Origin of the sequence: Propionispora sp. 2/2-37 (assembly GCF_001298735.1) — a bacterium.
In the GTDB taxonomy this organism is placed as follows: domain Bacteria; phylum Bacillota; class Negativicutes; order Propionisporales; family Propionisporaceae; genus Propionispora.
In genome coordinates this window covers 1-11,983 of sequence record NZ_CYSP01000014.1, presented here as the reverse complement: position 1 = coordinate 11,983, position 11,983 = coordinate 1, and the positions used below count along the sequence as shown (strand labels likewise).

The 11,983-nt window shown below is 41.2% G+C and carries 11 protein-coding genes and 1 pseudogene; 2 read left to right on the top strand and 10 right to left on the bottom strand.

Annotated features, from left to right (window positions below; all coding sequences use genetic code 11):
• Nucleotides 1-1,349, top strand: a pseudogene (locus tag P22_RS14770) (glycoside-pentoside-hexuronide (GPH):cation symporter).
• Nucleotides 1,350-1,524: 175 nt separating this feature from the next.
• Here P22_RS14770 and P22_RS14765 read toward each other — a convergent pair.
• The 10 genes from P22_RS14765 to P22_RS14720 form a co-directional block, all read right to left on the bottom strand.
• Nucleotides 1,525-2,739: an ABC transporter permease gene (locus P22_RS14765; protein ID WP_054261010.1), complete on the bottom strand. Its 1,215-nt coding sequence runs from the start codon at nucleotides 2,737-2,739 to the stop codon at nucleotides 1,525-1,527.
• A gap of 3 nt (nucleotides 2,740-2,742) precedes the next feature.
• A complete protein-coding gene (locus tag P22_RS14760; RefSeq protein ID WP_054261009.1) occupies nucleotides 2,743-3,423 on the bottom strand; it encodes an ABC transporter ATP-binding protein in 681 nt (226 codons plus the stop codon).
• A 22-nt stretch (nucleotides 3,424-3,445) separates the two neighbouring features.
• Nucleotides 3,446-4,588, bottom strand: coding sequence for an efflux RND transporter periplasmic adaptor subunit (locus P22_RS14755; RefSeq protein WP_235814672.1), 1,143 nt, complete (start codon nucleotides 4,586-4,588; stop codon nucleotides 3,446-3,448).
• A gap of 15 nt (nucleotides 4,589-4,603) precedes the next feature.
• On the bottom strand, nucleotides 4,604-5,866 hold the full coding sequence (locus tag P22_RS14750; RefSeq protein ID WP_054261008.1) for a TolC family protein: 1,263 nt from the start codon (nucleotides 5,864-5,866) through the stop codon (nucleotides 4,604-4,606).
• 676 nt (nucleotides 5,867-6,542) lie between these two features.
• Complete coding sequence (gene speD / locus P22_RS14745; RefSeq protein WP_054261007.1) at nucleotides 6,543-7,358, bottom strand: adenosylmethionine decarboxylase; 816 nt, start codon at nucleotides 7,356-7,358, stop codon at nucleotides 6,543-6,545.
• A gap of 236 nt (nucleotides 7,359-7,594) precedes the next feature.
• Nucleotides 7,595-8,047: an N-acetyltransferase gene (locus tag P22_RS14740; protein WP_054261006.1), complete on the bottom strand. Its 453-nt coding sequence runs from the start codon at nucleotides 8,045-8,047 to the stop codon at nucleotides 7,595-7,597.
• A gap of 75 nt (nucleotides 8,048-8,122) precedes the next feature.
• A complete protein-coding gene (nth, locus tag P22_RS14735; RefSeq protein WP_054261005.1) occupies nucleotides 8,123-8,758 on the bottom strand; it encodes an endonuclease III in 636 nt (211 codons plus the stop codon).
• A 29-nt stretch (nucleotides 8,759-8,787) separates the two neighbouring features.
• Complete coding sequence (locus tag P22_RS14730; RefSeq protein ID WP_054261004.1) at nucleotides 8,788-10,146, bottom strand: PFL family protein; 1,359 nt, start codon at nucleotides 10,144-10,146, stop codon at nucleotides 8,788-8,790.
• A gap of 26 nt (nucleotides 10,147-10,172) precedes the next feature.
• Nucleotides 10,173-10,442 (bottom strand): ACT domain-containing protein, encoded by a 270-nt coding sequence (locus tag P22_RS14725; protein ID WP_054261003.1) that lies wholly within the window; start codon nucleotides 10,440-10,442, stop codon nucleotides 10,173-10,175.
• Nucleotides 10,443-10,661: 219 nt separating this feature from the next.
• Complete coding sequence (locus P22_RS14720) at nucleotides 10,662-11,570, bottom strand: NAD(P)/FAD-dependent oxidoreductase (protein ID WP_054261002.1); 909 nt, start codon at nucleotides 11,568-11,570, stop codon at nucleotides 10,662-10,664.
• Between the two features lie 221 nt (nucleotides 11,571-11,791).
• Here P22_RS14720 and P22_RS14715 point away from each other — a divergent pair.
• A partial coding sequence (locus P22_RS14715) for a DUF896 domain-containing protein (protein WP_054261001.1) occupies nucleotides 11,792-11,983 on the top strand: 192 nt, incomplete at its 3' end.

Genomic DNA, 11,983 nt, shown 5'->3' with positions numbered 1-11,983 from the left:
ATGGAGGTTGGAAAAATGAGTGTATTGTCACGGACAGAAAAAATAGGCTATGGCTTGGGCGATGCCGCCAGCCATATTGTCTTTGATAACGTCATGCTATATTTGATGTTTTTTTATACAGATATTTTCGGTATCCCATCGTGGTTTGTCGGAACCATGTTTTTATTTGCCCGCGTTCTTGATGCCATATCCGATCCTATTATGGGACTAATAGCTGACCGAACACGTTCCCGTTGGGGACAATTTAGACCGTATTTGTTGTTTGGTGCCGTTCCTTTCACATTATCCTGTATTCTTACTTATAGTACTCCCAGTCTGAGTCTGGAAGGTAAAATGATCTTTGCTGCAGCAACTTATACCCTATTGACTTTATTATATACCGCCGTAAATATTCCCTATTGTGCCTTAGGTGGCGTTATTACCACGGATCCTGACCAACGTATGTCTTTACAATCGTATCGTTTTGTTCTTGCAACCGCCGGTGGTATGCTAAGCACAGTACTTATGGCACCTTTGGCAGAGTTTATCGGCAAAGGCGACCAGGCCTGGGGTTACCAGGGGGGTATCAGTATACTTGCCGTTATTGCTGCCATCATGTTTATCATTTGTTTTGCCTGTACACGGGAAAGAATACAGGCAACGAAAGCAGACACATCTAGTATAAAAAAAGATATCCAGGCTATCTTGCACAATGATCAATGGAGAATTGTCGGGATGCTGACCCTTTTAAATATTTTAGCCGTATCTGTCCGCGGCGGTGCTATGATGTACTATGTTACCTATATTCTTGGCAATGCCGGTTATTTTGCGTTTTTTCTTGCTATTTATTCGATAGGCAATTTATTAGGAAGTGCTCTAGCCAAGCCTTTATCTGATCATATCTGTAAAGTTACTGTTTTTTACTGGTCTAATTGGTTTCTTGCCTTTATCAGCCTGATTATGTTTTTGTCCCGATGAATGCTTTGTTTACTTTATTTGTTTTTATATTTGTCATTGGTGTTCTGCATCAGATGATTACTCCGATCCAGTGGGTTATGATGTCTGATACGGTTGAATACGGGGAATGGAAATATGGAAAACGTTTAACAGGAATTAGTTTTGCCGGTACTCTTTTTGTTTTAAAACTAGGTCTTGCCTTGGGTGGTGCGCTGATTGGCTGGGTTTTAGCCGGTGTAAACTATCAGGCAGGGGCCACTGTCCAAAACCCAATAGCACTTCAAGGTATTGGATTTCTTTTTACTATTGTTCCAGCTATTGCTTATCTTTGCAGTGCATTGATTAGTAAACGTTACACGTTACGCATTGATTTTCTAAATAAAATTTTGTCTGATTTAAAATTAAATGCATAAATGTTGTAATTTCTACAGAAAATTTATTGTGTTCATATACTTAAAATTGCATTACAACCATAAAAAAACAAGCCCGAAGCCAATTTCGGACTTGTTTTTTATAGTTGTAGTGCTATAATCGCTTAAATTCATGATGCTGTATTTTTCGACTAGCAATGGTACTGCTTTCCTTTAATTATTCAAACCGCAATGCATCAATCGGATCCAGTAGAGCTGCCTTTCTTGCAGGATAAATGCCGAAGAATAATCCTACAGCCACCGAGAAGCCAAAAGAAAGTAAGATTGACCAAAGTGATATAACAGTTGACAAACTGCCAAATATGGAAATGGCATATGCCGCCACAATGCCTAGGACAATCCCGCCGGTACCACCAAGGATCCCGATGACGATAGACTCAATTAGAAATTGCAGCATTATATTGTTATACGTAGCCCCCAGGGCTTTTCTGATTCCTATTTCACGCGTCCGTTCCGTCACCGAAACCATCATAATATTCATAATGCCTATCCCGCCAACCAGTAAGGATATGGCTGCAATACTTCCCAACAATAGAGTAATAGTTTCTGTTGTTTCGGATGCCATTTCCATAATACTGGTTAAATTACGAACCGTGAAGTCATCCTCTTTGTCTCCGGTAATTTTATGGCGTTGCCGCAACAAAGAAGTAATCTGTACCTGGACCTGATCCATATCTTCCATTTGACCTACTTGGACGCTAATAGAATTAATGTAGGTGATGCCTAGTAACCGTTCCTGGGCCGTTGTCAGCGGAATCATCACAACATCATCCTGATCCTGCCCCATAGCAGACTGTCCCTTGCTGTCCAAAACACCGACGACCTGATAGGGTGTGTTATTAATACGTATATTTTGCCCGACCGGATTTGTTTCACCAAACAGGTTTGCCGCCACAGTAGAGCCCAAGACAGCCACCCGGTTGCGGGAATTGATATGCTGTTGAGTAATAAAACTGCCACTGCCAACATTTAGGCTTCGAATCGCCATGTATTCAGGCGTAATTCCCTGTACACTAGTCGTCCAGTTCTGGTTTCCGGCAATAATCTGATAGGATTTACTCACTGAAGGCACTACATAATCAATTCCTTGTACCGTCTTTTTTATATATTCGGCATCTACTAATAGTAATGTGGTACTGCTCCCGGAAGCAGAACGGACGCCCTGAGAGGATGCCGCTCCCGGCGTTATAATCAACATATTGCTGCCCAGGCTGGCAATGGAACTTTGCACTTTTTCTCTAACTCCCATACCAATCGATACCATGGCAATAACTGCACCAACACCGATAATAATCCCTAGCATGGTTAGAACAGAACGGAGCTTATTGGTCAGCAGCGCCCGTAATGCAATGGCAATACTTTCTTTAAACATAATTTAGCTCCTTTGTTCATCACTGATAATCAATCCATCACGAACCATAATAACCCGTTTCGCATATTCGGCAATATCAGGTTCATGGGTAACCAAAATCACCGTTTTGTCTTGCTGGTACAGTTCTCCAAAGATTTTCATGATTTCCACACTGGAGCGGCTATCCAAATTGCCTGTCGGTTCATCAGCCATAATGATGCTAGGATCATTTATCAACGCCCGTGCGATGGCTACCCGCTGACGCTGCCCGCCGGACAATTCATTTGGTAAATGCCGCTTACGGGCAGACAATCCGACAGAGTCCAGCATCGTGGCCGCCCGTTGTAAGCGCTCTTTTTCCGGAACTCCGGCATAAACTAAAGGCAATGCCACATTTTCAAGGGCCGAAACCCTGGATAATAAATTAAAGTTTTGAAAAACAAAACCGATGCGTTTATTCCGTGTTCTTGCTAATTCGTCATCGTTCAAGCCAGCCACTTCCTGACCATCCAGTAAGTATGATCCACTGCTCGGACGGTCAAGGCAACCAAGAATATTCATTATTGTCGATTTTCCTGAGCCCGAAGGTCCCATAATCGCCACAAATTCACCATCTTTAACTGCTAGGGAAACGCCGGCAAGCGCCGCCACCGTTTCTTCTCCCATCCGATAGTGTTTCGTTATGTTATCTAAAACAATCCCCACTAGTATTCAACCCCTTTTCTCGCTACATTGGCGGTGGAGGTCCATTATTCTTTTGTTTAGAAGTGCTTTCACTCTGTGACTTCGTATAAGATATCACTAAAATATCGCCTTCATTTACACCATCAATGATTTCTACCTTATCGCCACTAGTCAGCCCAACTGTAACAGGAACATTTTCTGTTTTACCGTCACTATGCACTACAGTCACATATTGTCCCTCGGCACTGCTTTTCAAAGCCGCCAAAGGAATGAGCATTGCATTGTCTTTTTCATCAACTTTAATATTAACACGTGCTGTCATTTCAGATTTTAATAAATTTTCCGGGTCTTCTACTGACAGTGTTACATAATAGTAAATAACACTGCTTGAGGATGACGAAGAAGAGGACGACGAAGAGGAGGATGATGAAGATGAAGTAGAAGTTGTCGTCGTATCAGTGGAAATTTGACCAATTTTGCTGACTTTACCGGTAAAAGTATGATTTTGATAAGAATCAACAGTAAACGTCGCCTGCTGTCCTACTTTTATTTTGCCAATATCGGTCTCATCCACTTTTACCTTAACAATTTTTCCTGATATATCACCAAGCATCATGATAACTTTCGGATCATTGACACCAGCCGTAACTAACGATCCCACCGACAACGGCTCTCCGAGTACAATCCCATCAATGGGTGAAACCAGCACCGTTTCATTTAAATTCGACTTCGCCTCATCATAGTTAGACACTGCTGTTTGATAGTTGAGTAATGCATCTTCCAGATCAGCATCTGATTTAGCACCGATCGAATGCAGATATTGTAACCGTCGATACTTCGCCCCCGTATTATTAACTTCATATTGGGCTTTTTCCAGCGAGGTTTCTAAGGATTTGTCCTCTAAAATGGCTAAAATTTGTCCAGCTTTAACAATATCATTTTCTTTTACTTTAACTTCCTTGATAAAAGCTGTGACCTTTGAAGAAATATCAACCGCATTAATCGGCTTTACTGTCCCGGTGGCAGTAACTTCGGAAGTAATAGTTCCCCTTGTTACTGCTACGGTCTGCTGATTGCTGTTTGTTTTACTGCTTAAGGTCTGATAATAATAAAAAGCTCCTCCGGCAACTCCCGTAATAAGCACTAAGGCCGCGATCCATTTCTTTTTATTCATGATTTTCCACATTATTTTACCCCCAGTCTAGTCCATCCCCATAGCATTTTCCAGTTTTGCCTTGTACGTCGCGTAATCGTATTGAGCTTGAATATAATTGTTTCTTGCGGTCGTTAATGCCAATTGTGCGTCGATAACATCAAGAAGAACTCCTTCTCCGACCTTATATTTTTCCTGCGCTATAAAATAATCTTCCTTGGCCTTATTTATGGCAATTTGTGTCGTATTCTGCCTTTTTTCCGCCTCTTTCATGGTGAGGTAATATTCTTTTACGGTTACCTCCACTTCATCTTCCTGTGATTCCAGTTCCTTTTGCGCTGTGTCAACACCGATTTCCGCTTTTTTCACCTTTGACTTTGTTATTTGATTGTCAAATAGGTTCCAGGAAGAAGTAATTCCTACAAAGGTATCCGTATCCCCTGGATTCGGAAAAACATTACTGTCCCAACTGGTTCCTGCTGTTAAAGCTATCGACGGTTTGCGATCGGCTGCAGCAACATCTACACTTTTCTCCGCCGACTGGATTGCCAGGCGGTATTTCGTTATATCAGGACGATGATTCTTAGCAAATGTTACACTTTCGTCCATCGCCATCTGAAAAGGAGCATATTGGAATTCATCTGTAAATTCTAATGGTTCAGTACTTTTCCAGCGTATTACATTTTTCAACGTATTAACAGCTACTTCATAAGCATTTTTCGACTTTAACAACGTTTGTTCGGCATCCGTCAGTTCTACCTCAGATCTTAACACGTCCGCTTTAGCTACATTACCGGCACTGTACTGGGCTTTTACGTTATCCAAATGCATTTGATAGTTATCGACCGTTTCCTGTGCGACTTCCTGAGTTTTACGAGCTTCAATCACATCCAGATAAGCAGTCACAGCCTTGAGTCTTACATCCTGCTTGGTCTTTAAAAGATTTAATTCGGCAATCGTCACATCATTTTTGGCAATTTCTACATTTCCTTCATTTTTCCCACCGGTATATAATGGTAATGATAAAGAAATATCACTATTGCTTGTGCTGGCAGAATCATTCACTTTTTTTAAGTACAAGGTATTCGAAGCGTCAACTGACAGCCCCTGGCTGCCTTGCGTGCTTTTCAGCTCATATTTGGCCTGCTTTTGTTCATTCTCAGCCATTTTTATATCCAAATGATTTTCCAGGGCCATATTTATCGCTTCTTCCAGCGAAAGTGGCGCAGCAGAAACCGATGTCCAGCCTAGCATACACACTCCAATCATGGTCGCGGCACCCCGTTTTACGAATTGACTCAGAAAGCTCAAACTAAAAACCTCCTTCTCGTGCTCCAACTTTGTCAAAAATCTTTCTGAAAAGTTTATTACTATCATAACAGATAATTGTTACTAAATTGTTACAAAGATATTACAACGACATTTTTTTTACAATATTCAATTTAAAATTAATTCCTTTTACTATCAAATTTTATCCTGCTATTCTCATGCTATTACGTTTGTGTAACTCAATTGATATATTTTTTCAGAATAATTATCCTGTTTTAAGCCATACTATTATATGTAAGGGTTCGTAGTGGTTGAGCCAAGACTGACGCCGGATTTCTCACCGGAGTTCGACGTTGGTCGGCCAAAGATCAATGCCGGGTCTGCGGGTTCGGTATTGGTCGGCGGGAAGATCATTATAGGTCTTGTAAGGCTGTACGGCAGCCCAACTGTTGTCGTGTGGTCAAAAGGGATGTATAATGGTCGAGCTAAGATTGCTGAAGGTTCCGGAGATTCGTCCCGGGAATTTATCAAAGAGGTTTATTGCAGTCGGGAGATTGCAGTAAGCTTCGCAGGTACTTTCAGTAATCGAGCAAAGGTTATGGTTGGCTGTGTAATGCTTATACGTAGTCGAAAGATTGCGTATAGGTATGTAATGGTCAGCTATAGCCGGAGCGAAGATCATTACGGGCTCTTTTTATGCCACAAAAAAAACATCCCTTCATACTTTAGGGATGTTTTTTCCATAGAATATTTCCGCCATTTCTTTCTTTAGTCGTTGTTTTATTTTTTTCTTTTCACCTGGCAACAATTCCTTTTGATCTGTGCCAAACAAATAATTGTCCAAATCAAACTCTTTTAAAAGCATTTTTGTGTGAAATATATTTTCCTGATATACATTAACATCAATCATTTGATAAAGTTCACGCGTATCTTTCGCAATATAGTTTTGGATAGAATTAATTTTATGATCAATATAGAACTTTTTCCCATTGATATCTCTGGTAAATCCACGAACCCGATAATCAATAATGGCTATATCCGAACTGAAACTGTTAATCAGATAATTCAATGCCTTTAACGGTGAAATCTCCCCACATGTCGAAACATCAATATCCGCCCGAAAAGTGCTGATTCCTTTATCCGGATGGCTTTCCGGATAAGTATGAACGGTTATATGGCTTTTATCCAAGTGAGCTACCACCGCATCTGGCAGAGGACCACAGGATCCTCCGGTAAGGCTTTCTGTCGGAGTTGATGAAAGCTTTCCTTCCGATATTAACATGGTAACGCTGGCTCCCTGTGGATCGTAGTCCTGTTTAGCAATATTTAAAATGTGAGCACCAATGATGTTGGCCACCTCGGTTAAAATACCGGTCAGACGGTCAGCATTATACTCTTCATCAATATACTCAATATACTCCTGACGGTGCTGCGGGCTTTTCGCATAGCAAATATCATACATATTGAAACTTAACGTCTTTGTCAGATTGTTAAACCCATATAATTTTAGCTTCTTTATCGACTTAATTTCCATATTCTTCTCCTTATAAAACAAATTTGTTAACAACAAGATGAAGAACATCTATGCAGTACCTGCACCTGTATTTCATGTAATCTTCAATATACATTATACTTTTCTTACATACTTTTTCAATAAACATTTCAAAATTCGTTCTGGAAAATCATAGAATTTCTACGCTTCAACAGTAAATCAGAACTGGTATACACACAGGAAAATCCGCATCCTTATAACAGTGATACGGATTTACATCAAATCATCTTAATCATAGCAATTTCATCACAATTAGGAAACTTGGCACAGTTGATACACTCTTTCCACACTTTATGCGGCAATTGTTCTTTGGGGATTTCTGTAAATCCCAAGGAGCCAAAAAATTCAGGCTGATAGGTCAAGGTAAACAAGGTTTTAATCCCCAATTGCTCGGCATCGGCAATCAACGCTTTAACAATACTTCTGCCAATTCCTTTTCTCGTATGACCGGGAGCAATGGCCATCGCCCTAATTTCAGCCAATTCATCCCATACCAGATGCAGAGCACCAACTCCTACAATTTCGCCTTCTTCTTCCGCTAAAATCATATCACGTAATGTCTCATACAATACATTACGTGATCTTGACAACATAACTCCCTTTTCAGCATAATCATTTACCAATTTATGAATAGGCTCCACATCTTTAAAATTTGCCTTGCGATAAATCACCCTTCATTCTCCTCCCAACGCCATCTAAAATTATACTCTCTAGAAAGCATCCGCGCAACAAGGTGACTCATCCTGTTAAAATGTTGCCGCACTCGGACATAGCTCTTGTACACAACAAAACGCACAATCAGGCCTGCGGGCTTTACAAATTTTCCGTCCATGCCAAATCAGCCAATGATGCGCTTCACTCCATTTATTTTTGGGAATAGCTTTCATTAACCCCTCTTCAACCTCCAATGGTGTCTTACCCTTAGCTAACGCCATCCTGTTTGCAACACGGAATACATGTGTATCCACTGCAATCGCGGGAATGTGGAACAACTGACTAATTAAAACATTTGCAGTTTTACGGCCAACTCCCGGTAGTACCATTAATTCTTCTTTAGTTTCCGGAACCCGCCCCTGAAATCGCGCACATAATATCTCGCAAGTCGCTAGAATATTGCGGGCCTTACTGTGAAATAACCCGCAATCACGAATTAAAGTTTTCAAAGCCTCCTGTCCCAGTTCCAGCATGGCCTCCGGTGTATTGTAGCGGGGAAAGATTCTGCCGGTAATCATATTGACCCGGACATCTGTACACTGTGCCGATAAAATAACTGCAATCAATAATTCGAATGGAGTAGAGTAATGTAGCGCTGTTGTGGTATTGTGATAGGCTTCTTCCAGTAATGCCAGCATCTGCTGTTTCACCGCTTTTGTAATTCGCATATCATTTTCAGCTGCCTTCTACTTTAGAATTAGTTGGTCAAGCTCCGGATCGGCGCGGGAATCCTTCCTCCACGCGCAATAAACTCATCAGACTTGAACGTACTTACCGGAAAAATTGGACAATAGCCAAATAACCCGCCATATTCCACTTTATCTCCCGCTTTTTTCCCTGGCGCAGGAATAATACGGACAGCCGTGGTTTTATTATTAATCATCCCGATTGCCGCTTCATCAGCTATAATGCCGGAAACCGTTGCAGCCGAAGTATCACCCGGTATGGCAATCATATCTAAACCAACAGAACATACACAGGTCATCGCTTCTAATTTTTCCAGGCTCAAACTTCCCCGTTCGGCAGCAGCAATCATTCCTGCATCTTCACTGACAGGAATAAACGCTCCGCTTAAACCACCTACGTGGGAAGAGGCCATCAGTCCGCCTTTTTTCACTGCATCATTCAAAAGAGCTAGGGCTGCCGTTGTGCCGGGCGCACCACAACTTTCCAAACCCATTTCCTCTAAAATATGAGCAACACTGTCACCTACTGCAGGTGTCGGTGCCAAAGATAAATCAATAATACCAAATGGTATGTCCAAACGCCTGGAAGCTTCTCTAGCCACTAACTGGCCGACTCTGGTGATTTTAAAAGCCGTCTTTTTGACAGTTTCCGCGACTACACTGAAATCCTCACCCTTTACATCTTCCAGCGCCCGCTTTACTACACCGGGTCCGCTGACACCCACGCTGATGACGCTTTCCGCTTCACCAACGCCATGAAAAGCCCCGGCCATAAAAGGATTGTCCTCTGGAACATTAGCGAACACTACCAGTTTTGAGCAGGCAACAGCATCGCGATCTTTGGTAAGTTCGGCTGCGAGTTTTATAACTTCGCCCATTTCGCGGACGGCATCCATATTGATCCCTGCCTTGGTAGATGCCACATTAACCGAGGAACAAACACGTTCTGTACGTGCCAACGCTTCCGGAATAGATTTTATGAGAATACGGTCCCCCCTGGTATATCCTTTTTCCACCAAGGCGGAAAATCCACCGATAAAATTCACCCCAACTATTTTTGCTGCTTCATCCAATGCTTGTGCAACCGGAACAAAGGTATCCGTGTTACAGCTTTCTGCCGCAATGGCAATGGGAGTAACGGAAATACGTTTATTAATAATGGGTATGCCATATTCAGCTTCAATATCCTCTCCGGTACGCACCAAGTTTTCAGCCAAATGGGTAATTTTATCATAAATATTGCGGCAAAAGATTTTTACATCCGGATGAGCACAATCTCTAAGACTAATTCCCATGGTGATAGTCCGAACATCAAGTTTATTTTCTTCGATCATCCGGTTTGTTTCAAAAATATCTTGAATTGTTAACACAATGATAAAGCCTCCTTAATCCCACACTACACACGATGCATAATCCGGAATATATCTTCATGCTGCACTTTTATATCTAAGTTAATTTCTTCCCCTTTTTCTTTTAGCGTACATTGCAAATCTTTTAATTTAATGCTGCTATCCGACATATCTGCAATCATAACCATGTTAAAAAAACCATTTACGATGTTTTGATTAATGTTTAAGATGTTCACTTTGTTTCTTGCTAGAATATCGCTTACCATGGCAATAATCCCAACCCGGTCCTCCCCGACAATAGTAACCACAACTTTCATTATAACCACACTCCAAATTTATCTTTAATTTTTGACATATAATCACGATAGATTAAAATGTTGAATTATATATATTATACGCAATATTTTCAAAAAGCCAAGACCTAATGAAAATATTTATTTTTTCAGATATATAGAAAACAGTGAGCCATGCCGTAACGCACTGCATGTCTCACTGCTTATTCATAAAATCGTGAAAATAATTTTAGGCACACTTGTCTAAGTTCGCAATAAATAATCATATGCCATTAAAGCAGCCTTGGCACCATCTCCCGCTGCAATAACAATTTGCTTGTCGGGACCGTCATTTACATCACCAGCAGCAAAAAGTCCGGGAATGCCGGTCTTAGTATGACAATCCACCTGCACCTCGCCGATTCTATTGAGCTGAACCATGTCAGCAAGAAATTCCGAATTAGGCATTAAACCAATTTCTACAAAAACGCCTTGTACTGACAATTCCTTGGTTTCTTTACTGTCACTGCTGGCAATAACCAGTTTTTCAACAAACTGCTCACCAATAATTTCTTGCGCAACATAACCTATAACTTCCGTAACCGTATTGAGCTTTTTCATCTTATCAAGCAATATTTCATCAGCTCTATAAGCTTTTCGCACCACGATATATACCTTTTCAGCTACATTTCCCAATTCAACGGCCGCCTGTACGGCAGAATTTCCGCTTCCGATGACGGCAACTGTTTTGCCGGCAAATAGTGGACCGTCACAAGTGGCACAATAGCTAACCCCACGGCCAGTAAACTCTTTTTCCCCTGGTACATTTAACAGACGTGGCCTCTTCCCTGAAGCGATAATAACCGCTTTTGCACGATATTCACCGCCTTCATTGCCAATTGCCGTGAACGTGCTATCGTCATTGCGTACCAGCTTGTTTATTTCTTCATATTTTATAGGAGTTGAGAAACGCTGCACCTGTTCTTCAAATTTAGCCATAAGCTCAGGCCCGGTCACAAACTGATACCCCATATAGTTTTCGATTTCCATCGTCCACATTGGTTGACCACCAAACTCCTTGGTAATGAGTAGCGTATTCATTTTTTTGCGCGCTGCATATACTGCAGCGGTCATACCTGCCGGTCCACCACCTATAATAAGCAAATCATACATGTAAAAATTCGCCTCCTTTTACAGGACTAAGGTCATTTATCAATACTATTATGTTCTTTACCATTATACTATGTTTTTATCAATTGATTCACTAAATTTTATTTAAGTTTACCCTGATCTCTATCTGGTTCAATGGACTCAGCCGCAGTTGACAGTCACCGGATAATTTGATAAGATTCTAGCCATCAACGGTTATTATCTATGAGATGGGAAGGATAGAAATGATAACTCCGGAAATAATTGCAAGAATTAACGAATTGGCCCGCAAGCAACATCAGGGTCTTTTAACCGAAATGGAAAAGAAAGAACAGTTGGTTTTACGACGCCAATATATTGACCATATAAAAGGACAGGTAAAAGCACAGCTTGACACCATTAAAATACATGATGCCGATTGCAATTGTGGCTGTCAT